Consider the following 22,779-nt stretch of genomic DNA (forward strand, 5'->3'; position numbering starts at 1 on the left):
CCCGTAGGCCCCGGCCCCGGGTCCGCCGCCGCTCCCATGGCCCCCGTGGTACCCGTGGTCCCCATAGGCTCCCTGGCCCCCATAGGCCTCGGCTCCGCCGCGCCCCTGGTCCCCGTAGTTCCCGTGGCCCCCATAGGCCCCCTGGTCCCCGTAGGCTCCGTGCCCCCCATAAGCCCCACGGTCCCCATAGCCGTCATGGCCGCCATAGGCGCCATAGGCGGGCGCGCCGCCGTACGCCGGGGCGCCCATACCCGGCGGCCCGGTGAACGGGGCGCCGCCCACTCCGCCCACGGCGCCCTCGTCCACACCTCGCCGCGCCAGCGCGGTCAGCGCGATCAGCCCCGCGACCGCCTCGAAGAAGCCGCTGAGCACGCTGAGCACGCCCAGCGTCGACAGATCGCTCAGATGCTCCACGTAATCGAGCTTGACGTAGAGCGACGCCTCGCTGATCCCGCCCACCATGACCAGCGCCGCCGCCGTCATCCCCAGCGGCCGCGCCAGCGGGGCCCGCGCGAACGCGGCGCCCGCGGCGGCCAGACACAGCGCGACGGCCGTCCACGCGTTCCAGCCGCCGGGCGGTGAGAGCAGGGTGGGCAGCGTGTGCTTGCCGGTGAGCGCGTACTTGTAGACCTCCCAGCCCCGCGCCTGGGCCCAGTAGATCTGCCAGGCGGCGATGACGACCCCGGCGGCGCCCAGGAACAGCGCGCCGGTGACCGCCGCCCCGGGCGAGGGACGGCCCGGCGGCCGGTCGGCGGGCGAGACCGGGGAGCCGGACGGGGCCGGGAAGCCGGGCTGGGGCAGGGAGCCAGGCGACACCGGGGAGCCGGGCGGGGTCAGGCCGGCGGGGCGGCGGGCCGCGGCCACCACGACCAGCAGCAGCCCCGCGAGCACCACCTGCGCCCAGGCGCTGAGGTTGGCCCGGGTCTTCAGACCGTCGGGGATGCCCTGGAGCCAGTCGGAGTTCAGGTTCCACAGGCTGGGCAGGCGCACCGCGACGGTCACCACCGCGACCGTGCCGAGCGCGCCCCCGGCGGCCGGTGAGCGCAGGGCGGTGAGCCCGACGACCGCGTAGACCAGCAGCAGCACCAGGTCGAGGAGGGAGGAGCCGAAGATCCCTCCGGTGGCCCGGAACGGCAGCCCGGACCAGGTCCACCACAGATGGCTCGCCTCATCGGCCTTGTCCAGGTCGCGGATGATCCACGCCAGTGAGATCAGCCCGAGCACCGCGCAGACGAGTGCGCCGAAGACGCGCGCTCCGCTGTTGAGTATCCGTCCCTGCCCCATAGCCGTAGGTCTCCCCCGCCTCGTACCCCGGGCAACCGTCGCGGGGCGGGGAAAAATACGGATCGTGACCGTCCGACGACCGCCCGGGGGGGGACCGGCCGACGACCGCCCGGGGGGGATGGCCGCCCGACGACCGCCCCGGGGGGGGGGATGGCCGCCCGACGACCGCCCGGCGGGGGTATGGCCGTCCGGCGACCGCCCGCCGGGGTGTGACCGGCCGGGGCGACATGGCGCGTCCCGGCCGGTCTACGGCACCCGCACGGCCGTACGCGGTTCAGCCTGACGCGTCCGTATATCGGTGTCGCGTCAGTGGAGTTGCCTGCGTGTTAACGCGTTTCCGCACTGAAGATCACGCTTTGTCCCCCCTGGAGGACCCCTGTCAAGCACGCCCGGACCTCGATCTGCCAAATGTTCGCTCAAGACTCGAACGCGCGGCACATCCACCTCCCCCGGCCCCTTGACTGGGCCGTTCCCCGATTGCGAAAGTCCGCTCAACCCGATACGCACGCACCACCATGGCGAGCGGGGCAGCGGCATGACGCGCATAGACAACGCGAGTTGACGGTGTGACACCAGTGCGGGGGGCGCCACGCGATGACGAGTCCATCCCAGGCCGGCGTGGTCGAGAAGACCGCCCCGGGCACGGAGGGCGCGGGGCCCGCCGGTCTGGCGCCCCGCCAGCTGATGTGGCGGCGTTTCAAGCGCGACCGCACCGGTGTCATCTCCGCGTGCGTGGTGGCCTTCTTCTTCGCCGTCGCCGTGCTGGCTCCGGCGATCTCCTGGGTGTACGGCAAGGATCCGTACACCACCTACGGCCTGGACCGGCCCGAGCTGCTGGATCCCCTCACCGGCTATCCGATGAAGCCCAACGGGGGCATCGACGGCGAGTTCTGGTTCGGGATCGAACCCAAGCTGGGCCGCGATGTGCTGACCCAGCTCGTCTACGGCATCCGCACCTCGCTGCTGATCGGACTGGCCGCGACCGTGCTGTCCACGCTCACCGGCATCGTGATCGGCGTGGTCGCGGGCTATATGGGGGGCCGCACCGACTACGTCCTCGGCCGCCTGATCGATCTGCTGCTGTCCTTCCCGCAGCAGCTGTTCTTCGTCGCCTTCATGCCCGTGTTCACCGCGCTGTTCGTCAGCCCGCAGAAGGAGACGCCCACCTATTTCCGGGTGACGGCCCTGGTGATGGTGTTGTGGCTGCTGGGCTGGATGCAGCTGGCCCGGCTGCTGCGCGGGCAGGTGCTGTCGCTGAGGGAGCGGGAGTTCGTCGAGGCCGCGAAGGTGACCGGCGCCTCGCCGTGGCGCATCGTCCGCAGGGAGCTGCTGCCCAATCTCGTCACGCCCATCCTGGTGCAGTCCACGCTGATGCTGCCGAACTTCGTGACCACGGAGGCGGCGCTGTCCTTCCTCGGTGTCGGCGTGGTGGAGCCGACCCCCGACTGGGGGCGGATGTTCGCCAAGGGCGCGAACTTCTACGAGGGCGACATCACCTACATGTTCTTCCCCGGCATCGCCATGGTGGTCTTCGTGGTCGCCTTCAACCTGCTCGGGGACTCGGTCCGGGACGCGATGGACCCGAAGACCACGCGGTGACCGGGGGGCCGGCCCGGGCCCGAGGCAGAGAACGGCAAGTCTTCCGTCCGATGAGGCAGGTGCAGTGACCACGATGACGCCGAAGAAGAGCCGCAGAGCGCGTACCTACGCCGTCGCCCTGGCGGCGGGGGCCCTGGTGCTCGCGGGGTGCAGCAGCGGGGGCGGCGGCTCGGACCCCAAGGATTCCAGCGAGCCCAGGATGGAGTCCCAGGACATCACCCTCGGCACCGCCGCCGACTCCACCGGACCGGCCAAGGACCTGCCGGGCGCCAAGAAGGGCGGCACCGTCACGGTGCTGCAGCGCGACGCCTTCGAGCACCTGGACCCGGGGCAGATCTACGTCAGCGATGAGCTGATCATGCAGACGCTCTACAACCGGACGCTGACGAACTACCAGTTCGACGACAAGACGGGCAAGGCCAAACTGGTCGGCGACCTCGCCACCGACACCGGCAAGTCCTCGGACGGCGGCCGGACCTGGACGTACACGCTGAAGGACGGGCTGAAGTTCGAGGACGGCTCGCCCATCACCTCCAAGGACGTCCGCCACGCCGTCGAGCGGCTCTACGCCCCGTTCGAGGCCGCCGGTCCGACCTATCTGCAGCAGTGGCTCTCCGGTGAGGGCCAGAAGTACCGCAAGGCGCTTCCGGACGGCCCCTACAAGGGCAAGCATCTGCCGTCGTCGGTGCTGGACACCCCGGACGACAAGACGATCGTCTTCCACTTCGACCAGCCGCGCGCCGAGGTGCCGTTCGCGGTGGCCATGCCCAACATCGGCGCGGTGCCGCCGGGCAAGGACACCAAGCAGAAGTACGACAAGGCCCCGCTGGCCTCCGGTCCGTACAAGATCAAGAACTTCAAGCCGGGCAAGGGCATCCAGTTCGTCAGGAACGACCAGTGGGACCCCAGGACCGACCCGATACGCCACCAGTACGTCGACATGTTCGACGTCTCCTTCGGTCACCAGTGGGTGGACTCCACCCGCCGGCTCCAGGCAAACAAGGGCGCCGACCGGACCGGGATGACGTTCACCAACGCGGTCGACCCCTCGCAGATCTCCACGGTCCTCAAGGACAAGGAGGCGATGTCCCGGTCGCTGACCGAGACGCAGCCCTATGTGGACGTCGTCTCGATCAACACCGATCGGGTCAAGGACAAGAAGGTGCGCGAGGCGATCGCCTGGGCCTTCCCCAGCGGTCAGTACCTCCAGCAGTTCGGCGGCCCCAAGGCCGGTGAGGTCGGCGGCGGACTGGTCGGCCCCACGCTCAAGGGCTACGACCCCTCCTTCGACCCGTACCAGAAGAAGAAGTACCCCGGCGGCAACGCCAAGAAGGCCAGGGAGCTGCTGAAGGAGGCGGGCAAGGAGGGCTACGAGCTCGTCTACGCCTACGGCAACGGCGACACCCACCAGGACGCCTCGGTGGTCGTGCAGCAGGCCCTGGAGCGGGCCGGGTTCACGGTGCAGAAGAAGGAGATCGACCAGTCGACCTATTACACGCAGATCGGGAAGGTCAAGAACAAGTTCGACCTGTACCGGTCCTCGTGGGGTGCCGACTGGCCGTCCGCCTCGACCGTGGTCCCGCCGGTGTACGACGGCAAGAACGTCTACGACGACTCCGCGAACTACTCGCACCTGAACGTCCCGTCGGTCAACGCCGAGATCGGCCGGATCACCAAGGTCAGCGACCTCAGCCGGGCCACCTCACAGTGGATCAAGCTCAGCGAGAAGATCCTCACCGAGGAGGTCCCCGCCGTCCCGACCTTCTACAACCGGCTGTTCACCCTCTGGGGCTCAGGGCTGGGCGGGGTGAAGTTCAACTCCGTCTACGGCGCCGTGGACCCGACGGCCGTCTTCGTCAAGTAGCCGCGGCCGTCCCCCAGGCCGCCCGGAACCCGGCCGCACCGCGCCCCGTACCGGCGCGGTGCGGCCCGGCCCGCCCCTAGCGGAAGATCACCGACGCCATGTTGAGATTCCTCGCCCGCCGGTCCCTCGGCGCGATCGTGATCCTGATCCTGATCAGCGCGATCACGTTCTTCCTCTTCTTCGCCCTGCCCGCCGAACCGGCCCGGCTCGCCTGCGGCAAGAACTGCGATCCCACCTCGCTCGCCATGATCAACAAGAATCTGGGGCTGGACCAGCCGGTTCCGGTCCAGTACGCGAAGTTCATGGTGGGGATCGTCGCCGGGCGGGACTTCGCGGTGGGGCACTGCGACGCCCCCTGCTTCGGCTACTCCTTCGTCAGCCAGGAGCCGGTCTGGGGCACCATCGTGGACCGCTTCCCCACCACCCTCTCGCTGGCCATCGGCGGCGCCGCCGTGTTCCTGGTCTTCGGCGTCGGCATCGGCATGATCGCGGCCTGGCGGCGCGGCACCTGGATCGACAAGATCGTCAGCTCGCTGTCGCTGCTCGGCGCCTCGATGCAGATCTACTTCGTCGGGGTGCTCTGTCTGGCCTGGTTCGTCAGCGGCCTGGGGATCATGGAGCAGCCCGCGTACCACCCCTTCACCGAGAATCCGGCGAAGTGGTTCAGCGGAATGCTGCTGCCCTGGCTGGTGCTGTCACTGATCTTCATGGCCAACTACAGCCGGATGACCCGCTCCCAGATGGTCGAGCAGCTGCAGGAGGACCATGTCCGCACGGCGAGGGCCAAGGGGCTCGCCGGCCGTACGGTCTTCTTCCGCTACGCCTGGCGCGGCGCCATCGCCCCCATCGTCACCATCTTCGGCATCGACCTCGGATCGCTCTTCGGCGGGGCCATGGTCACCGAGTACACCTTCACCCTGCACGGCATCGGACGGCTGGCGGTGGAATCCGTCCAGCTCACCGATCTGCCGATGCTGATGGGGGTGATGCTGGTCAGCTCCGCGGCCATCGTGGTGTTCAACATCCTGGTCGACGCCGCCTACGCCTTCATCGACCCGCGCGTGCGCCTCGCCTGACAGACCCGGAGCTGCCGAGATGACCACACTCACCAAGCCCGACGACGGCGCGACGCCCCCGTCGGCCGGCCCCGGCCGCGGCGCCTTCCTCTCCGTACGCGACCTGTACGTCCGCTTCTCCACCGAGGACGGCGTCGTCAAGGCCGTCGACGGCCTCTCCTTCGAGCTCGAACGCGGCCGGACGCTCGGCATCGTGGGCGAGTCGGGCTCCGGCAAGTCCGTCACCAACCTCACCGTGCTGGGCCTGCACGACCCGCGCACCACCACCGTCGGCGGCGAGATCGTGCTGGACGGGCAGGAGCTGACCGGGGCGCCCGAGCGCACCCTGGAACGGCTGCGCGGCAACACCATGGCGATGATCTTCCAGGACCCGCTGACCGCCCTGTCGCCGTACTACACGGTGGGCCGCCAGATCGCCGAGCCGTACCGCAAGCACACCGGCGCCTCCAAGAGCGAGGCCCGCTCCCGCGCGATCGAGATGCTCCAGAAGGTCGGCATCCCCAACGCGCGCCTGCGGGTGGACGACTATCCGCACCAGTTCTCCGGCGGGATGCGGCAGCGCGCCATGATCGCGATGTCGCTGGTCTGCAACCCCGATCTGCTGATCGCCGACGAGCCGACCACCGCCCTCGACGTCACCGTCCAGGCCCAGATCCTGGATCTGCTGAAGGACCTCCAGCAGGAGTTCGGCTCGGCGATCATCCTCATCACCCATGACCTGGGCGTGGTCGCCAACACCGCCGACGACCTGCTGGTGATGTACGCGGGCCGGGCGGTGGAGCGCGGTACCGTCCGCGAGGTGCTGCGGGCGCCCCAGCACCCGTACACCTGGGGGCTGCTGGCCTCCATGCCGCGGCTGTCCTCCTCGGTGGACGAGCCGCTGCACCCCATCCCCGGCTCCCCGCCGAGCCTGCTCAGCCCTCCACCGGGCTGTCCCTTCCATCCGCGGTGCCGCTACCCGGACCAGGTGGCGGGCGACCGCTGCGCCACCGAGCGCCCGGTGCTCCCGGACGGCCGGGGCGCCGCCTGCCACCTGACGGCCGAGCGGAAACTGACCCTCTACACCGAGCAGATCAAGCCCCGGCTGGGCCAGGGCCAGGGCTAGGAGCTGACAGATGAGCATCGAGTCGGTCGAGACCGAGCCGGGCACCCCCGAACCCCTCCTGGTGACCGAGCGGCTGACCAAACACTTCCCGATCATGGGCGGCTTCCCGTTCAAGCGGAAGGTCGGGGCGGTACAGGCGGTCGACGGGGTCGATCTGACCGTGCACGCCGGGGAGAGCTTCGGGCTGGTCGGCGAGTCCGGCTGCGGCAAGTCCACCACGGGCCGGCTGCTCACCCGGCTGCTGGAGCCCACCGGCGGGAAGATCACCTACCGGGGCCGGGACATCACCCACGCGGGCCGCAGGGAACTCGCCCCGATCCGCTCCGAGATCCAAATGATCTTCCAGGACCCGTACTCCTCGCTGAACCCCCGGCAGACCGTCGGCACGATCATCTCCGGCCCGATGGAGATCAACGGCATCGATCCGCCGGGGGGCCGCGAGGCCCGGGTGCGCGAGCTGCTGGAGATCGTGGGCCTCAACCCCGAGCACTACAACCGCTTCCCGCACGAGTTCTCCGGCGGCCAGCGGCAGCGCATCGGGGTGGCCCGCGCGCTCGCCCTCGAGCCCAAGCTGATCGTCGCCGACGAGCCCGTCTCGGCGCTGGACGTCTCCATCCAGGCGCAGGTGGTCAACCTGCTCCAGAAGCTCCAGCGGGAACTGGGCATCGCCTTCCTGTTCATCGCCCACGACCTCGCCGTGGTACGCCACTTCTCGCAGCGCGTCGCCGTGATGTACCTGGGCAAGGTCGTCGAGGTGGGCGACCGCGACTCGATCTACCGCCGCCCCCGTCACCCGTACACCCACGCCCTGCTGTCGGCCGTCCCGGACGCGACGATGGTGATGGCCGAGGACGCCGGGGACGCCGCTTCCCGGGAGCGCATCCGGCTCGCCGGGGACGTGCCCTCCCCCATCAACCCGCCCTCCGGCTGCCGCTTCCGCACCCGCTGCTGGAAGGCCCAGGACAGGTGCGCGCAGGAGGAACCGCCGCTCATCCGCCTGGGCGGCAACCGCGAGGGGCATCTCACCGCCTGCCACTTCCCCGAGGAGCCGAGCATCGAGGCCCGCGAGGAGGACGTCGTCCTGGACCCGGCCCTGATCGCGGCGGAGTCGGGCCTGGACGCACCGCCGCACCAGGCGCCCTGACCTCGCCCGCTGAGCCGCCGCGGCGGCTCAGAAACGCAGCAGTTCACAAGGCGACCGGCGCGGACGGCGACCGCTGCGGACGGCGACCGGCGGGGAACGCGGCGGCTCAGAAGCGCGAGAAGACATGCGAACGGCCGACGGCGGTGAACCCGCGGCGGCCGTACCAGCGCAGCGGCCAGTCGTCCTGGTCGGCGACGAGGAACCGCAGCGCGCAGCCGGCGGCGGCCGCGCGGCGCAGCGCGGAGCTGACGACGGCGTCGGCGTAGCCGCGGCGCAGATACGGCTCGGCGGTCACCACCTCCTCGATCTGGGCGATCCCGGCGGCGGGCTCCAGGTACAGATCGGCCCAGGAGGTGATCTCGCCGCTGTCGTCGTGGGCGGCCAGGAAGAGCACCTGCTCGGCCCCGGCCAGCCGGGCCGTACGCCGCTCCACCAGGTCGTGCGTGGTCCGCTCGTCCGCGTCCGGCATCCACCGCCGCTGCTGGGCCGTCACCGCCCGCCGCAGCGGCCCGTGCGGGTCCGGTCCCAGCTCCCGCTCCACCACATCGGCCGCCGGGGCCCTGGGCACCGGCCCGGTGTGGACCATCAGCACCTCGGTGACATGGCGGTACCCGGCCCGTTCGAGCGCGGGGACACAGAGCGGGCCCAGGGCCTGGTCATGGACCGTGATCTGGCGGTGCGGCAGGAACGCCATGGCCTCGTCGGCGAGGGCGGGCAGCCCCTCGGGGTCGGCGGGCCCGACGATGTGCAGCTGGTTGTGCTCGTGGGAGCGTGCGTATCTGCCGTCCAGCACCAGGAAACCGCCCGGCACCTCCCGTACTTCGGCGGCCTGGCGGCGGGCGAAGGAGAGCCGGAAGTCCTGGACACGCTGAAGGTCGTCTCGCGGCACCCCGCGATCATAAACGGCCGTGCCCCGTCGCTCAGGACGGCGCCGGCACCACCACGCGCTCCTCCGCGAAGTGGCACGCCGACGGGTGCGCGGCCGGGCCCGGCAGGTCCGGCGGCACGGTCAGCGTCGGCGTCTCCACCGCGCACCGCTCCCGCGCCTTCCAGCAGCGGGTGCGGAAGCGGCAGCCGGAGGGCGGGTTGGCCGGGGAGGGGACGTCGCCGGTCAGGAGGATGCGCTCGCGGCCCTCGCGCGGCTCCGGGTCCGGCACCGGGACGGCCGACAGCAGCGCCTGGGTGTACGGATGGGTGGGGTGGCCGTAGATCTCCGGGCCCGTCCCCGTCTCGGTGATGCGGCCCAGGTACATCACGGCGATCCGGTCGGAGATGTGCCGGACCACCGACAGGTCGTGGGCGATGAAGACGTAGGACAGGCCGAACTCGTCCCGCAGGCTCTCCAGCAGGTTGACCACCTGCGCCCGCACCGACACGTCCAGCGCCGAGACCGGCTCGTCCGCGACGATGACCTCCGGCCGCAGGGCCACTCCCCGGGCGATGCCGATGCGCTGGCGCTGGCCGCCGGAGAACTGGTGGGGATAGCGGTTGATGTGCTCGGGGCTGAGCCCCACCACCTCCAGCAGCTCCTGGACCGCCCGCCGCCGGTCACCCTTGGGGGCGGCCTCGGGGTGGATCTCGAAGGGCTCCCCGATGATGTCGCCCACCGTCATGCGCGGGTTGAGCGAGGTGTAGGGGTCCTGGAAGACCATCTGGATGTTGCGGCGGACCGCCCGCAGCGCGCGGCCCGACAGGCGCGTGATGTCCTCGCCCCGGTAGTGGATCGTCCCGGCGGTCGGCCGCTCCAGGCTGACCAGCAGCCGGGCAACGGTGGACTTGCCGCAGCCGGACTCGCCGACGATGCCGAGCGTCTCCCCGCGCCCCAGGGCGAACGAGACCGTGTCGACCGCCCGGACCGCTCCGGTCCGCCGCTTCACCAGCACGCCCCGCGTCAGCGGATAGTGCTTGGCGAGATCGCGGACCTCGAGGACCGGTGCGGCGGGCTCAGCGGTCCCGGAAGCCCCAGAGATCCCGGAAGCATCAGAAGCTCCAGAGATCACAGAGGCGCCAGAGGTCCCAGAGGCACCAGAGTCCTCAGAGGCCCCAGCGGGCTCAGACGTCGAGGCCATCGAGTTCGTCCTTCCAGAAGTGACAGGCGCTGGTCCGCCCGCCGGACGCCGGGGACGCGGCCGCCGCCGTCACCTCGTACAGCGGCGGACGTTCGCCGCGGCAGATCTCCTGGGCGCGCGGGCAGCGGGGGTGGAAGGGGCAGCCGGAGGGCAGGGCGAGGGGGCTGGGCGGCGCTCCCTTGATCGCGTAGAGCCTCCCGCCGTGGTGGCCTCGCCGATTCCGCCGGGCCCGGTCGCCCCGGCCGGCCGGCTCGCCCGGGTCGTTCCGTCGCGCGCCCCGGTCGTTCCGTCGCGCGCCCCGGTCGTTCACGCGCGGCACGGAGTCCAGCAGTCCGCGGGTGTAGGGGTGGGCGGGGCGGCGGTAGAGGTCGCGTACCGGTGCGGTCTCCACGATCCGGCCCGCGTACATCACGGCGATCGTGTCAGCCACGTCCGCGACCACGCCCAGGTCATGCGTGATGAGGACCAGCCCCATCGCGTACTCCCGGCGCAGCTCCGCGAGCAGATCCATGACCTGGGCCTGGACGGTGACGTCCAGGGCCGTGGTCGGCTCGTCCGCGATGATCAGGTCCGGCTCCAGCGCCATGGCCATGGCGATCATGATGCGCTGGCGCATACCGCCGGAGAACTGGTGCGGATAGTCCCCGGCCCGCTGTCCCGCCGCGGGAATGCGGACCCGGTCCATCAGCTCCACCGCCCGCCGCCGGGCGTCCTTGCCGGACATCCCGCGGTGCACCTGGTACATCTCGGCGAGCTGGGCGCCCACGGGGAGCACCGGGTTGAGGGCGGAGAGCGCGTCCTGGAAGATCATCGCCATCGCGGCGCCCCGGATCCGGCGGCGCTCCCGCGCGCTCATCGTCAGCAGGTCCCGCCCCCGGAACAGCACCCGGCCGCCGGTGACCCGGCCCGGCGGGGAGTCGAGGATGCCCATGATCGCCTGGGCGGTCACGGACTTGCCGGACCCCGACTCGCCCAGCACGGCGAGGGTGCGGCCCGCGTCCACGCCGTAGCTGACCCCGCCGACGGCCTCGGCGATCCCGTCCCGGGTGCGGAATTCGACTCTCAGGTCCTGTACGTCCAGCAGACGGGTCACGGCCGGTCGCCTCCTACCGCAGCTTGGGGTCGAGGGCGTCGCGCACCGCGTCGCCGAGCATGATGAACGCCAGGACGGTGAGGGACAGCGCCCCGGCCGGCCACAGCAGCATGTGCGGGGCGTTGCGGATCTGGGGGGCCGCGGAGGAGATGTCGATCCCCCAGGAGACGGTGGGCGGTTTGAGCCCCACGCCCAGGAAGGACAGCGTGGCCTCCAGCGCGATGTAGGTGCCCAGCGCGATGGTCGCGACGACGATCACGGGGGCCACGGCGTTGGGCGCGATATGGCGCAGCAGGGTCCGGCCGCTGCTCGCGCCGAGCGCCCGCGCCGCCTGGACGTAGTCGTGCTCCTTGACCGTCACCACCGAGCCGCGGGCGATCCGGGAGATCTGCGGCCAGCCCAGCAGCACGATGAAGCCGACGACCGGCCAGACCGAGCCGCTGGTGACCACGGACAGGAAGACGAGGCCGCCCAGCAGGATCGGGATGCCGAAGAAGACATCGGCGATCCGCGAGAGCAGCGCGTCCCACCAGCCGCCGAAGTACCCGGCGAGCCCGCCCAGCACGCTGCCCAGCAGGGCGGCGCCGAGGGTGGCGCAGATGCCGACGGTGATGGAGGCGCGGGCGCCGTAGACCGTGCGGGTGTAGACGTCGCGGCCCTGGAGGTCGTAGCCGAAGGGGTGGCCGGGGGCCGGGCCGTCCTGTGCCTTGGCGAGGTCGCCGTGGTACGGGTTGCCGCTCGCGATCAGCTGCGGCCAGATCGCGATGACCACGAGGAAGAGGATGACCAGCGCGGAGAGGACGAAGACGGGGTTGCGGCGCAGATCGTGCCAGGCGTCGGACCACAGTCCCCGGCCGGGCGGGGCGGCCGGTCCGCCGGAGCGGCGGCCGGGTCCCGTGCGCCAGGGGAGGGGGCGGCGCCGTGGTCCGCCCTCCAGGATCGGGGGGCCGGGGGTGGCCCGGCCCAGCGGACCGCCGCCGCTGTCGGCCGGTGCGAGCGCCTCGGTCGTGTCGTAGCGCGTGTCAAAGGGCTCAGGCATACCGAATCCTCGGGTCGAGCACGGCGTAGAGGAGGTCGACAAGCAGATTGGCGAGCAGGAAGACGATCACCAGGATGGTCACGAAGCCGACGACGGTCGGCGAGTTCTGGCGCAGGATGCCCTGGTAGAGCTGGTAGCCCACGCCGTGGATGTTGAAGATCCGCTCGGTGACGATCGCGCCGCCCATCAGCGCGCCGATGTCCGTGCCGATGAACGTCACCACCGGGATCAGCGAGTTGCGCAGCAGATGGCGGATGACGATCCGGTGGCGCGGCAGCCCCTTGGCGACGGCGGTGCGGACGTAGTCGGCGCGGGCGTTCTCCACGATGGAGGTACGGGTGAGGCGGGTGGTGTACGCGAGGGACACCAGCCCCAGCACCACCCCGGGCAGCAGCAGCTCGGTCAGCGGCGCCTCCGGGGAGACCGAGGGCCTGGCCCAGCCCCAGCTCACGCCGAACAGGTACTGCAGCACCGTGCCGCTGACGAAGGTCGGCACGGAGACCACGACCAGGGTGAGCAGCAGCACCGAGGTGTCAAGACCCCGGCCCCGGCGCAGCCCGCTGAGGACGCCCAGGGTGACGCCCAGCGCCACCTCGAAGGCGACCGCGACCAGGGTGAGCCGGAGGGTGACGGGGAACGCGCTCGCCATCAGCTCGGTGACCGGCCGGCCGTCGAACGCGGTGCCGAAGTGCCCGCTGAAGATCTGCCCCATGTAGTGCAGGTACTGGCGCCACAGCGGCTCGTCCAGGTAGAGGTCCCGGCGGATGCGGGCGGCGGTGGCGGGGTCGGGGGCCTTGTCGCCGAAGAGCGCGGCGACCGGGTCGCCGAGCGCGTACACCATGAAGAAGATCAGGAAGGTGGAGCCGAGGAACACCGGAATCATCTGCAGCAGCCGCCGCAGCGCATAGCGGCCCATGGCTCAGCTCACCCTGATCCGCGCGTAGACGGGCACGCTGAACTGGTTGAGCGCCACCTCGCTGAGCCGCCGCGAATAGCCCGCGCTGCCGTTCTGGTACCACAGCGGAATGGCGGGCATCTGCTCGGCGAGGATCTTCTCCGCGTCCTGGAAACCGGCGATGGCCGGGCCGTCGGCGGAGGCGGCGTTGGCCTGGTTCACCAGGCGGTCGAAGCCGGTGTCGCTGAAGTGGCCGTCGTTGGAGGAGGCGCCGGTGTAGTACAGGGGCTGGAGGAAGTTCTGGATCAGCGGGTAGTCCATCTGCCAGCCGGCCCGGAACGGTCCGGTCATCTTCTCGCCGGCCATCTTGTTGCGGTAGTCGGCGAAGGTGCCGACCGGTCTGCCGACACACGCCCGGTCGTTCCGCAGCACGGTGTTCACGCTGTTGCAGACCGCGTCCACCCAGTCCTTGTGGGAACCGGTGTCCGCGTTGTACGTGATCGTCATCCGGCCGCCCGGCAGCCCCCCGGCCGCCTTGATCAGCTTGCGCGCCCGGACCGGGTCGTAGCGGCAGGCGTCCCCGCACAGCCCCGGCCGATAGCCGCCCCGGCGGCGCAGGACGGGGGAGGTCCAGTCGGTCGCGGGGGTGCGGGTGCCGTGGAAGATCCGCTGGGTGATCTGCGCGCGGTCGATCGCCATCGAGATGCCCCGCCGGAGCTTCGCCCTGGCCGGGCCGCTCCAGGCCCGGTCGTACATCGGGAAGGTGAGCGTCTGGATGATCCCGGCGGGCTGGTTGAGGTAGCGGTCGCCGAGGTCGGAGCGGACGAACTTCAGCTGCTGCGCCGGGACGTCGTCCACCAGATCGAGATTGCCCGCCTGGAGATCGGTGTAGGCGGTGTTGCTGTCGGTGTAGACGCGCAGATCGACGCCCTTGTTACGGGCCTTGTCGGGCCCCGGGTATCCGTCCCAGGCGCGCAGCTTCATCACCGAGCCCCTGACGTACGACCGCACCTGGTACGGGCCGTTGCCGATGGGCTTGTCCAGCCAGGCGGCGTGGTCCTCGAAGAACGCCCGGGGCAGCGGTGCGTAGGCGTTGTAGCCGAGGGTCTTGGGCCAGGTGGAGAACTTCTGGGTGAGCCTGACGGTGAAGGTCCGCTCGTCCTTCACCCGCAGCCCGGAGAGCGTCTTGGCGGTGGGGGCGCCGGAGGCGGGGTGGACCTTGTCGTAGCCCTCGATGTACTCGAAGAAGTAGGCGTTGCGCTGCTTGTGGTCGATCCGGGCGCCGTAGTTCCAGGCGTCCACGAAGGACGCGGCGGTGACCTTCTCCCCATTGGCGAACCGCCGGCCCTTCTTGAGGGTGATGGTGTAGTTCCGCTGGTCGGCGCTCTCGATCCGCTCCGCGAGGGCGTTCTCGGCCTCGCCGGTCACCGGGTCGTAGTGCTTGAGCCCGCGGAAGATCATGTCCAGGACCTTGCCGCCCTGGACGTCATTGGTGTTGGCCGGCTCCAGCGGATTGGGCGGATCGCCCCAGGAGGAGCGGACCACACCGGCCTCGGCGCCGCCGTCACCGCCGCCGCAGGCGGTCAGCGGCAGCGCGACGGCCGCCCCGCACAGGGCGGCCAGCGCACGTCTGGTACGCAGCGAATACGGGGCTCCGCGCATCGCGCCTCCCGAGGATCCGGTCCAAGATCCGCCTCAGGCCCATCTGACATCCGCTGGGGCGGCGGCGCACGTCGGTGACCGCTGTCCGGGGTGGCGGGGGCGGGCACCCGCCGTGGGCCCTTCACCCGGATGAGGGGGCGGCAGGGTGTGGGGACGGACCGGCGGGCGCGCGGAAGCGACCTTCAGACCTGCTGCACGGTCACCAGCTTGCCTCGGCTGCCGAGTCGGTCGAGCAACTGCCGGATGTCGTCAGGGTCGGAGGTGACGATCGTCGCCTCCTGCCACGCGGCGAGCACCGCGACGGCTCCGTCCACCGGATCGGACGTTCCCGCTCGGGCCAGCAGTTCCCCGACCTCCCGGGCCGCCGTCTCGTCCATGACCGCCACATCGCACCCCTTGAGCAGGTGCGCCAGGCGCGCTTGGCGCGCGCCGTCCCGCCACACCTGCGCGACCACAGGCGCGGGCACCTGGGGCACACCACCCGCCGTCAGATAGGCGCGGTGGGCCCGCCAGACCTTGACCTGGGACCGCTCGGCGGCGATCAGCATCCCCGCGTCATAGACAACGGGTCGCAGTACCGCCATCGGCCGTCCCCCCGAGCGCTTTTCCATCAAGCCGCGATCAAGCCGCGTGATCGCCGGCGCCGGACTCGCCGTCCGCGACGGGCCGGGTGACCGTGTCCATGAACGCGTCCACCCACGCCTGCTCCTCCGGGGTGGGCGGATCGATCTCCGCCAGCACCCCTTCCGCCGCGATCAGCCCTGCCTCGATCTTGGCCGCGCGCTCTGCCGCACGCGAGAGCCAGGCCGAAACGCTCATGCCCTCGCGATCCGCCGCTTCCTTGGCGGCGCTCAGGGTCTCGCTCGGAATCGTGATGGTGACACGTTCGAGGCTCATACCGGCGATCATACGGGCGGACTGCCCATTCCGGGCATCCGCTGCGGGCGGTTCACCCGAAGGAGGGGGCGGGCAGGGTGTGGGACGACGGACCGGCACACCTGAGGAGTGCTCCTTGACCCGCTCCCCCTTTCCCGCGGATCCGCAATCGTCCCGGTGCAGACGGCCGCCCCCGCCGCCGTCTACGGCCCCGTCCCGGAGCCCCGTGCTGATCGACATGCATCCTCGCCGCGGGCGAGCGAACAATGAAACGAAGGCAGTTCGAGACGATCCGAGAAGGTGACCGTGATGCGGAACTCGATCGTACGCGCCCTGGCAACCGGTGCCGCGGCGGCTGTGATGGCCGGTGGCGCGGCCGTTGCCACCCCGGGTACCGCTCTGGCGACGCCCACCGCGTCGGTGACGCACACGAAGGCGGACAGCGCCCAGCACGGGACCACGCCCTCGCCCACACCGTCGCCCTCCAAATCGGGCAAGCACTGCAAGGACATGAAGGCCCAGACCAAGACGGTCACGCGTGACGGCAAGACCTACAAGGTCTGGATCTCGGCCCACAAGGTCTGCTACATGATGAAGTGATCGTCGCGGCGCTCAGCCCCGGGCCGGTGACTTCTCGGTGGGTTCGGCGCAGTGACATGCCGTGGCATCGGCGTCCCTGCGCCCCCAACCCACCGCAAGCTCGGGTTCACCCCCCGAGCCGGTCCAACTCCCCCGCCTTCACGGCCCGCAGCAACGCGCGGAGCGCGGCGGGGGTCGTGGATATGACGACCTCCGGGTCGTCGCTCTCGCGCAGGTGGGGCAGACCGGCGGAATCGGCGGCGAGTTCCACGCAGGTGTCAGTGTGACCCTCGCTGAAGCTCGACTTTCGCCACGTGAGCTGAGACACGCGTGCACCTCCCTGGAGCCCATACGGTTACGGTGAGCTTGGCACAGTGGCATGCGGTGGCATCGGCAGTCCTGCGCCCCAACCCACCGCAAGCTCAGGTTCACCCCCCGAGCCGGTCCAACTCCCCCGCCTTCACGGCCCGCAGCAACGCGCGGAGCGCGGCGGGGGTCGTGGATATGACGACCTCCGGGTCGTCGCTCTCGCGCAGGTGGGGGTTGCCGACGGAGTCGGGGGCGAGTTCGACGCAGTTGGGGGCGTCGCCCGTGCTGAAGCTGGACTTCCGCCACGGAAGCGAAGACATGCGGCTCTCTCCTTAGAGAAGCGGATAGAGGATGTGCTGGATGAGGCCGAGGGAATCCTTCGCCGTACGAGCCTCCGGCACAGCCTCGGCATCGACCGGAGGCAGGGCCAGCGCACTCAGCCTCACGAACGACTCCCCATATTCGGCCAGCGCTTGGCGCTCGTCGAGGAACTGCGCCTTGCCCACCTGGTCGACGAGCACCGCACCCAATTCCACCACGCCGGGTTCGATCACCATGAACGGGTGGCTGAAGGCCGCGCTTCCCTCGTTGTCGATGGGGATGATCTGGATCGTGACGTTCGGCAAGCGCGACAACTCGATCAGCCGGAGCAGCTGATCACGCATCACCGCCCGACCGCCGTAGAGAACACGCAGCGCCGCCTCGTGAATGATGGCGTGGAACTGCGGAGGCCGCTCGCCCGACAGAACCTTCTGCCGTCGCATCCTGAACTCCACTGCTGAGTCGCGGACTTCACTTACCGTTGGAGAGAAACCGCCGCTGTGCACGGCGGTCGCGTACTCGAAGGTCTGGAGCAGCCCCGGGATGAACAGCAACTCGTAGTTGCGCAGAGCAACGGCTCCTGCCTCCAGCTCTGCCAAGTCGAGGTGCGTCGCGCCAAGGGTCGTACGGTAGTCGCTCCACCATCCCCTGCCAGACGCCCGCCCCAGGGCCAGCAGAGCATCAACGGGGTAGGTATATGTGCTACCGAGCGCCTGAGCCAGCTTCTGAAGCCGCTCGGCCGACAGGTTCGTCCGGCCCGCCTCAACGTTGCTGAAGTGCGGCTGGCGCATCCCCACCAACCGAGCCGCCTCGCCAACAGTCAGTCCGGCCGCCTCACGCAGCCTGCGCACCTCGACGCCGAACCGGCGCTGCCGATACGTGGGATCGGCCCTGAGCCCCATGCGGATTCCCCTTTCATCCGTGGGGGAGTGTTGCGTGACGCAGACGGATGCGTCCACTCCGTAACCATCATCCGGCCAACCGGGTTGTATCTATACCCGACAGGTCGCTACCTTACGTATGGCGCCAGTCACAGAAGGCACTCACCTGGAGGCTGCCCCATGCGCACGCCCGAAGAGCCCTGGTCCTACGGCCTGTTCATCCCCCACGACCCGCGCGCCGTGGGCGTCGTACGGGCCACCATCCGCCACGTTCTCAGGGCGGCGCGGCTCGACTGCATCGTCGACACGGCCGAACTGCTCGTGTCGGAGCTGGTCACCAACGCGTACCGGAACACCACCACCGACGCGTACGTCAGCATGGACTGGGAGCCCACGCCGTCCGGCTTCCGGGTCACCGTATGGGACTCCGGGTGCGGGCTGCCGCAGCCGGGGGCGGCTGCCGCCGAGGACGAGAGCGGGCGCGGCCTCACGATCGTCGAGTCGTGCTCCGACACCTGGGGCGTGCACGACTACACCGACAAGGACGCGGGCGTCACCGGCAAGGCCGTATGGTTCACGCTGACCCCGTCGCCCGTGGTGGGGCAAACTGGATGAACGCGCGCCGTGAGGTCGCGGCGTGAGCGCGTGAGCGGTTCCGTGCGGCATGGGGTGCGGCATTGGCCCGAGTCGGGCGGGGCCTGAACGACGGCGAGGGCCGCCCGGACCGTGGGGTGCACGGTCCGGGCGGCCCTCGTCGTTCGGGAGCGCTATGCGTGGACCACGTCCTTCTCCTCCGCGAAGTGGCACGCCGATTCGTGCGCCGCCGGGGAGTCGGTATTGGCGAAGCGCTCGGGGATGGCCAGGAGCGGGATCTCCTTGGCGCACTTGTCCTCGGCCTTCCAGCAGCGGGTGCGGAAGCGGCAGCCGGAGGGCGGGTTGGCCGGGGAGGGCACGTCGCCGGTGAGGATGATGCGCTCGCGGCCCTCGCGCGACTCCGGGTCCGGGACCGGGACGGCCGACAGCAGCGCCTGGGTGTAGGGGTGCGTCGGGTGGTCGTAGATCTCGGTGTCGGAGCCGATCTCGGCCATCTTGCCCAGGTACATCACGCCGACCCGGTCGGAGATGTGCCGGACGATGGACAGGTCGTGGGCGATGAAGATGTAGGACAGGTTGAACTCGTCCTGGAGCCCCTCCATCAGGTTGATGACCTGTGCCTGGACGGAGACGTCGAGCGCGGAGACCGGCTCGTCGCAGATGATGATCTCCGGGTTGAGGGCGAGCCCGCGGGCGATGCCGATGCGCTGGCGCTGGCCGCCGGAGAACTGGTGGGGGTAGCGGTTGATGTACTCCGGGTTCAGCCCCACCACGTCCAGGAGTTCCTGGACCCTGCGGCGGCGGTCGCCCTTGGGGGCCACCTCTGGGTGGATCTCGAAGGGCTCCCCGATGATGTCGCCCACCGTCATGCGGGGATTGAGCGAGGTGTACGGGTCCTGGAACACCATCTGGATGTTGCGGCGGACGGCCCGCAGCGCGCGGCCCGACAGCTTGGTGATGTCCTGGCCCTTGTAGAAAACCTCGCCCGCGGTGGCGGTCTCCAGGGTCATCAGCAGCTTGGCGACGGTGGACTTGCCGCAGCCGGACTCGCCGACGATGCCGAGGGTCTCGCCCTGGTAGAGGTCGAAGGAGATGCCGTCGACCGCCTTGACCGCGCCGATCTGCCGCTTGAACAGGATGCCCTGGGTCAGCGGGAAGTGCTTGACCAGGTTGCGCACCTGGAGGATCGGCTCTCCCCGGTCGACCTTGGCCTCGAGGGCGGCGACCGCCTCCTCCTCGGTGGCCGCGTCGACCGTCTCCACCTCGGTGACGTTGGGGGTGGCGGCCGCGGCCGGCTCCACGGCCGTCTCGTTCTTCTCGGCGTCAGCCATGGAGGGTCTCCTTCCAGAAGTGGCAGGCGCTGCCGCGGCCCGGCAGCTCCGTGCCGTCCTGCTCGGTGACCGGCACCAGGGCGGGGACCTCCGTACGGCAGATGTCCTGTGCCTTGGGGCAGCGCGGGTTGAAGGCACAGCCCGAGGGGATCTTGAGCAGGTTGGGCGGCAGCCCCTTGATCGCGTAGAGCTCCTGCCCCTTGCGGTCCAGCCGCGGGATCGAGTCCAGCAGGCCCCGGGTGTACGGGTGGGCCGGGCGCTTGTAGAGCTCGTGCACCGGGGCGGTCTCGACGATCCGTCCCGCGTACATCACGGCGATCTTGTCGGCGACGTCCGCCACCACACCCAGGTCATGGGTGATCAGGATCAGACCCATGTTGAACTCGCGCTGGAGCTCCGCGAGCAGGTCCATCACCTGAGCCTGGACGGTGACGTCCAGCGCGGTGGTCGGCTCGTCGGCGATGATCAGGTCCGGCTCCAGCGCGAGCGCCATGGCGATCATGATGCGCTGGCGCATACCGCCGGAGAACTGGTGCGGATAGTCGCTCACCCGCTCCTTGGCCGCCGGGATGCGGACCCGGTCCATCAGCTCGATGGCCTTGGCCTTGGCCTCCTTCTTGGACAGGCCCTGGTGGACCCGGAACATCTCGCCGAGCTGATAGCCCACGGAGAGCACCGGGTTCAGCGCCGAGAGGGCGTCCTGGAAGATCATGGCGATCTTCCGGCCGCGGATCTTCCGGCGCTCCTCCCCCGACATGGTGAGCATGTCCTCGCCCCGGAACAGGATCTGGCCCTGCGGGATCCTCCCGGGCGGCATGTCGAGGATGCCCATGATCGCCTGGGCGGTCACGGACTTGCCGGAGCCGGACTCGCCGAGGACGGCGAGCGTCTCACCGGCGTGGACGCTGTAGTTGACGCCGTTGACGGCCTTGGCGACACCGTCCCGGGTGTGGAACTCCACATGCAGGTCGCGGACTTCCAGCAGCGGGGTGCCGTCGTCGCCGGCACCCTGGCGGGCGGCGTCGTCCGCGGTCTTCTCGATGGTGGTCACGTACGCCCTCCTCAGCGCAGCTTGGGGTCGAGGGCGTCGCGCACCGCGTCGCCGAGCGTGATGAATGCGAAGACGGTGAGGCTCAGCATTCCGGCCGGGAACAGCATCACATGCGGGTTGTCCCGGATGGCGTCCTTGGCGTCGGAGATGTCGATGCCCCACGAGATGGTGGGGTCGGCGAGGCCGAGACCGAGGAAGGACAGCGTGGCCTCGGCGGAGATGTACGCGCCGAGGGAGATGGTGGCCACCACGATGGTGGGGGCCAGCGCGTTCGGCAGCACGTGCCGGAAGAGGATCCGGCTCGTCCCGGCGCCGAGCGCCCGCGCCGCGGTGACGTAGTCCGCCTGCTTGGCGGTGATCACCGAACTGCGCATCACCCGGGCGATGGTGGTCCAGCCCAGGAAGGCGAGGGCCGCGATGACCACGTACACCTTGCGCTCGGTGAACGCGTTCAGGACGACCATCGAGCCGAGCAGGAACGGCAGGCCGAAGAAGATGTCGACGATCCGGGAGACGATCGAGTCGATCCAGCCGCCGAAGTACCCGGCCACCATGCCCAGCAGGCCGCCGAAGAGGGTCACCACCACGGTCACGCCGACGCCGACCATGATCGAGGCGCGGGTGCCGTAGATGACCCGGGCGTAGATGGAGCGGCCCTGGCCGTCGTAGCCGAACCAGTCGGCCTGGAAGAAGTGGGTCAGCTCCGGCTTGGTCAGGAAGTGGTTGGTCAGATCGCCGTCTCGCGGGTCGGCGCCGGTGAACAGACCGGGGAACGCCGCGATGGCCAGCAGCAGCACCAGCAGCACCGCCGAGATCCAGAACAGCGGGCGGTGGCGCAGCTCGAACCAGGCATCGCCCCACAGCGAGCGCGGCTTGTTCTGCTGGGGGGCGGGTCCGGTGGCGGGTGCGGTGTCCACCTCGGTCGGCGGGGCCACGGCGTCGACCGCCGTGTCGACCGCCGTGCCGGACTGGGATTTGGTCACGTCAGGCATACCGGATCCTCGGGTCCAGGACCGCGTACAGCAGGTCGACGAGCAGATTGATCAGCAGGATGACGAGGACGAAGATCGTGACGACGCCGACGATCGTGGTGCCCTCCCGCTGCCCGAGCGCCTTGAACAGCAGGTTGCCGACGCCCTGGACGTTGAAGATGCCCTCGGTGACCACCGCGCCGCCGACCAGCGCGCCGACGTCGGTGCCGAGGAAGGTGATCACCGGGATGAGCGAGTTGCGCAGCAGGTGGACGCCGATGATGCGGCGGCGCGGCAGGCCCTTGGCGAGCGCGGTGCGCATGTAGTCGGCGCGCAGGTTCTCCGCGAAGGTGGTCCGGGTGAGCCGGGCCACATACGCCATGGAGAGCATCGCGAGGACGAAGCCGGGCAGCAGCAGCTGCTGGATGTCCATCGAGTCCTGCACGTTCGGCGGCAGCCAGCCGAGCTCGTCGGCGAAGATGAACCGGGCCAGGTAGCCGAGGACGAAGACCGGCATCGAGATGACGATCAGGGTGAAGATCAGCACACCGGTGTCGGCGGCGCGGCCGGCCCGGAGTCCGGCCCAGGCGCCGAGCCCGATGCCGACGATCATTTCGATGGTGAGGGCCACCGCCGCGAGGCGGAGGGTCACCGGGAAGGCCATCCCCATCTCCTCGGAGACCGGGCGGCCGCCGAAGGTCTTGCCGAAGTCTCCCTTGAAGAGGTCGGCCATGTAGTCGATGTACTGCTTCCACAGGGGCTGGTCCAGCCCGAACTCATGGCGCAGCGACGCGACCTGTGCGGGGTCCGCGGCCTTGTCTCCCCACATCGCCCGGATGGGATCACCGGGGAGGACGTGGACCATGAGGAAAATAATCAGTGTGGTCCCGATGAAGACCGGGATCATCTGGAGCAGTCGCCTGGCGACGTAGCGCCCCATTATGCCTCCATGCCGTTGGGGGGCGGCGAAGGCCACGTCTCGTCTGCGCCACGCGGGTGGGGGGATGAGCTGCGGGCCTCACGCCTGCGGGCCGGT

General features: G+C 70.2%; 23 protein-coding genes. 7 read left to right on the forward strand and 16 right to left on the reverse strand.

Features of this window, described 5'->3' with window-relative positions:
- A partial coding sequence (locus AXW62_RS11705) for a hypothetical protein (protein ID WP_060944448.1) occupies positions 1–1,284 on the reverse strand: 1,284 nt, incomplete at its 3' end.
- 594 nt (positions 1,285–1,878) lie between these two features.
- Between AXW62_RS11705 and AXW62_RS11710 the strand changes: the two genes are divergently transcribed.
- The 5 genes from AXW62_RS11710 to AXW62_RS11730 all read left to right on the forward strand — a co-directional run bounded on the left by AXW62_RS11710 (position 1,879) and on the right by AXW62_RS11730 (position 8,072).
- A complete protein-coding gene (locus AXW62_RS11710; RefSeq protein ID WP_060944449.1) occupies positions 1,879–2,883 on the forward strand; it encodes an ABC transporter permease in 1,005 nt (334 codons plus the stop codon).
- Positions 2,884–2,956: 73 nt separating this feature from the next.
- On the forward strand, positions 2,957–4,747 hold the full coding sequence (locus tag AXW62_RS11715) for an ABC transporter substrate-binding protein (RefSeq protein ID WP_060944508.1): 1,791 nt from the start codon (positions 2,957–2,959) through the stop codon (positions 4,745–4,747).
- A gap of 98 nt (positions 4,748–4,845) precedes the next feature.
- Positions 4,846–5,823 (forward strand): ABC transporter permease, encoded by a 978-nt coding sequence (locus AXW62_RS11720; protein WP_030822748.1) that lies wholly within the window; start codon positions 4,846–4,848, stop codon positions 5,821–5,823.
- Between the two features lie 19 nt (positions 5,824–5,842).
- Positions 5,843–6,928, forward strand: coding sequence for an ABC transporter ATP-binding protein (locus AXW62_RS11725; protein ID WP_060944450.1), 1,086 nt, complete (start codon positions 5,843–5,845; stop codon positions 6,926–6,928).
- Between the two features lie 10 nt (positions 6,929–6,938).
- Complete coding sequence (locus AXW62_RS11730) at positions 6,939–8,072, forward strand: ABC transporter ATP-binding protein (RefSeq protein ID WP_060944451.1); 1,134 nt, start codon at positions 6,939–6,941, stop codon at positions 8,070–8,072.
- A gap of 106 nt (positions 8,073–8,178) precedes the next feature.
- Here AXW62_RS11730 and AXW62_RS11735 read toward each other — a convergent pair whose 3' ends face one another.
- The 8 genes from AXW62_RS11735 to AXW62_RS11770 all read right to left on the reverse strand — a co-directional run bounded on the left by AXW62_RS11735 (position 8,179) and on the right by AXW62_RS11770 (position 15,727).
- Entirely contained in the window at positions 8,179–8,961 is a 783-nt protein-coding gene (locus tag AXW62_RS11735; protein ID WP_060944452.1) for a GNAT family N-acetyltransferase, read from the reverse strand.
- A 31-nt stretch (positions 8,962–8,992) separates the two neighbouring features.
- Positions 8,993–10,042: an ABC transporter ATP-binding protein gene (locus tag AXW62_RS11740; RefSeq protein WP_060944509.1), complete on the reverse strand. Its 1,050-nt coding sequence runs from the start codon at positions 10,040–10,042 to the stop codon at positions 8,993–8,995.
- Positions 10,043–10,124: 82 nt separating this feature from the next.
- Positions 10,125–11,234 (reverse strand): ABC transporter ATP-binding protein, encoded by a 1,110-nt coding sequence (locus AXW62_RS11745; protein ID WP_060944453.1) that lies wholly within the window; start codon positions 11,232–11,234, stop codon positions 10,125–10,127.
- A gap of 13 nt (positions 11,235–11,247) precedes the next feature.
- Positions 11,248–12,273 carry an ABC transporter permease gene (locus AXW62_RS11750; protein ID WP_060944454.1) on the reverse strand — a complete coding sequence of 342 codons (1,026 nt, stop codon included), beginning with the start codon at positions 12,271–12,273 and terminating at the stop codon, positions 11,248–11,250.
- A complete protein-coding gene (locus tag AXW62_RS11755) occupies positions 12,266–13,189 on the reverse strand; it encodes an ABC transporter permease (RefSeq protein WP_060944455.1) in 924 nt (307 codons plus the stop codon). Before AXW62_RS11755 ends, AXW62_RS11750 begins: the two co-directional genes overlap by 8 nt.
- A 3-nt stretch (positions 13,190–13,192) precedes the next feature.
- Entirely contained in the window at positions 13,193–14,830 is a 1,638-nt protein-coding gene (locus AXW62_RS11760; RefSeq protein ID WP_060944456.1) for a peptide ABC transporter substrate-binding protein, read from the reverse strand.
- Between the two features lie 182 nt (positions 14,831–15,012).
- The gene (locus tag AXW62_RS11765; protein WP_060944457.1) at positions 15,013–15,414 is read right to left on the reverse strand and encodes a type II toxin-antitoxin system VapC family toxin; all 402 of its coding nucleotides are present in this window, start codon (positions 15,412–15,414) and stop codon (positions 15,013–15,015) included.
- A gap of 37 nt (positions 15,415–15,451) precedes the next feature.
- Positions 15,452–15,727: a hypothetical protein gene (locus AXW62_RS11770; protein WP_143712703.1), complete on the reverse strand. Its 276-nt coding sequence runs from the start codon at positions 15,725–15,727 to the stop codon at positions 15,452–15,454.
- A gap of 288 nt (positions 15,728–16,015) precedes the next feature.
- On the opposite strand from AXW62_RS11770, the gene AXW62_RS11775 reads away from it, so the two are divergent.
- The gene (locus AXW62_RS11775) at positions 16,016–16,306 is read left to right on the forward strand and encodes a hypothetical protein (RefSeq protein WP_060944459.1); all 291 of its coding nucleotides are present in this window, start codon (positions 16,016–16,018) and stop codon (positions 16,304–16,306) included.
- Between the two features lie 106 nt (positions 16,307–16,412).
- On the opposite strand, the gene AXW62_RS11780 is transcribed toward AXW62_RS11775, so the two are convergent.
- From AXW62_RS11780 to AXW62_RS11790, 3 genes are all read right to left on the reverse strand, one after another.
- Positions 16,413–16,613: a DUF397 domain-containing protein gene (locus AXW62_RS11780; RefSeq protein WP_060944460.1), complete on the reverse strand. Its 201-nt coding sequence runs from the start codon at positions 16,611–16,613 to the stop codon at positions 16,413–16,415.
- A 100-nt stretch (positions 16,614–16,713) separates the two neighbouring features.
- Positions 16,714–16,914 carry a DUF397 domain-containing protein gene (locus AXW62_RS11785; protein ID WP_060944461.1) on the reverse strand — a complete coding sequence of 67 codons (201 nt, stop codon included), beginning with the start codon at positions 16,912–16,914 and terminating at the stop codon, positions 16,714–16,716.
- Between the two features lie 12 nt (positions 16,915–16,926).
- Positions 16,927–17,874, reverse strand: coding sequence for a helix-turn-helix domain-containing protein (locus tag AXW62_RS11790; protein ID WP_252368574.1), 948 nt, complete (start codon positions 17,872–17,874; stop codon positions 16,927–16,929).
- Positions 17,875–17,976: 102 nt separating this feature from the next.
- On the opposite strand from AXW62_RS11790, the gene AXW62_RS11795 reads away from it, so the two are divergent.
- Positions 17,977–18,411, forward strand: a complete 435-nt coding sequence (locus AXW62_RS11795; protein ID WP_030822696.1) for an ATP-binding protein — start codon at positions 17,977–17,979, stop codon at positions 18,409–18,411.
- A gap of 152 nt (positions 18,412–18,563) precedes the next feature.
- Here AXW62_RS11795 and AXW62_RS11800 read toward each other — a convergent pair whose 3' ends face one another.
- The 4 genes from AXW62_RS11800 to AXW62_RS11815 are packed head-to-tail and all read right to left on the reverse strand — an operon-like array spanning position 18,564 to position 22,683.
- Entirely contained in the window at positions 18,564–19,721 is a 1,158-nt protein-coding gene (locus AXW62_RS11800) for an ABC transporter ATP-binding protein (protein ID WP_030822690.1), read from the reverse strand.
- Positions 19,714–20,772 (reverse strand): ABC transporter ATP-binding protein, encoded by a 1,059-nt coding sequence (locus AXW62_RS11805; RefSeq protein WP_060944462.1) that lies wholly within the window; start codon positions 20,770–20,772, stop codon positions 19,714–19,716. The genes AXW62_RS11800 and AXW62_RS11805 overlap by 8 nt, the downstream gene beginning before the upstream one ends.
- Before the next feature lie 11 nt (positions 20,773–20,783).
- A complete protein-coding gene (locus AXW62_RS11810) occupies positions 20,784–21,764 on the reverse strand; it encodes an ABC transporter permease (RefSeq protein ID WP_060944463.1) in 981 nt (326 codons plus the stop codon).
- Positions 21,757–22,683, reverse strand: a complete 927-nt coding sequence (locus tag AXW62_RS11815) for an ABC transporter permease (RefSeq protein WP_060944464.1) — start codon at positions 22,681–22,683, stop codon at positions 21,757–21,759. The genes AXW62_RS11810 and AXW62_RS11815 overlap by 8 nt, the downstream gene beginning before the upstream one ends.
- Positions 22,684–22,779 lie beyond the last annotated feature (96 nt).

The organism is Streptomyces hygroscopicus subsp. hygroscopicus (assembly GCF_001553455.1).
Taxonomy (GTDB): domain Bacteria; phylum Actinomycetota; class Actinomycetes; order Streptomycetales; family Streptomycetaceae; genus Streptomyces; species Streptomyces hygroscopicus.

What these genes read in the sequence shown, in the direction of transcription:
- AXW62_RS11765 (WP_060944457.1), bottom strand. Translation starts at nt 15,414, where the DNA reads ATGGCGGTACTGCGACCCGTTGTCTATGACGCGGGGATGCTGATCGCC.
- AXW62_RS11755 (WP_060944455.1), bottom strand. Translation starts at nt 13,189, where the DNA reads ATGGGCCGCTATGCGCTGCGGCGGCTGCTGCAGATGATTCCGGTGTTC.
- AXW62_RS11775 (WP_060944459.1), top strand. Translation starts at nt 16,016, where the DNA reads ATGCGGAACTCGATCGTACGCGCCCTGGCAACCGGTGCCGCGGCGGCT.
- AXW62_RS11800 (WP_030822690.1), bottom strand. Translation starts at nt 19,721, where the DNA reads ATGGCTGACGCCGAGAAGAACGAGACGGCCGTGGAGCCGGCCGCGGCC.
- AXW62_RS11815 (WP_060944464.1), bottom strand. Translation starts at nt 22,683, where the DNA reads ATGGGGCGCTACGTCGCCAGGCGACTGCTCCAGATGATCCCGGTCTTC.
- AXW62_RS11710 (WP_060944449.1), top strand. Translation starts at nt 1,879, where the DNA reads ATGACGAGTCCATCCCAGGCCGGCGTGGTCGAGAAGACCGCCCCGGGC.
- AXW62_RS11795 (WP_030822696.1), top strand. Translation starts at nt 17,977, where the DNA reads ATGCGCACGCCCGAAGAGCCCTGGTCCTACGGCCTGTTCATCCCCCAC.
- AXW62_RS11725 (WP_060944450.1), top strand. Translation starts at nt 5,843, where the DNA reads ATGACCACACTCACCAAGCCCGACGACGGCGCGACGCCCCCGTCGGCC.
- AXW62_RS11720 (WP_030822748.1), top strand. Translation starts at nt 4,846, where the DNA reads ATGTTGAGATTCCTCGCCCGCCGGTCCCTCGGCGCGATCGTGATCCTG.
- AXW62_RS11785 (WP_060944461.1), bottom strand. Translation starts at nt 16,914, where the DNA reads ATGTCTTCGCTTCCGTGGCGGAAGTCCAGCTTCAGCACGGGCGACGCC.
- AXW62_RS11810 (WP_060944463.1), bottom strand. Translation starts at nt 21,764, where the DNA reads ATGCCTGACGTGACCAAATCCCAGTCCGGCACGGCGGTCGACACGGCG.
- AXW62_RS11770 (WP_143712703.1), bottom strand. Translation starts at nt 15,727, where the DNA reads ATGAGCCTCGAACGTGTCACCATCACGATTCCGAGCGAGACCCTGAGC.
- AXW62_RS11750 (WP_060944454.1), bottom strand. Translation starts at nt 12,273, where the DNA reads ATGCCTGAGCCCTTTGACACGCGCTACGACACGACCGAGGCGCTCGCA.
- AXW62_RS11730 (WP_060944451.1), top strand. Translation starts at nt 6,939, where the DNA reads ATGAGCATCGAGTCGGTCGAGACCGAGCCGGGCACCCCCGAACCCCTC.
- AXW62_RS11715 (WP_060944508.1), top strand. Translation starts at nt 2,957, where the DNA reads ATGACGCCGAAGAAGAGCCGCAGAGCGCGTACCTACGCCGTCGCCCTG.
- AXW62_RS11760 (WP_060944456.1), bottom strand. Translation starts at nt 14,830, where the DNA reads ATGCGCGGAGCCCCGTATTCGCTGCGTACCAGACGTGCGCTGGCCGCC.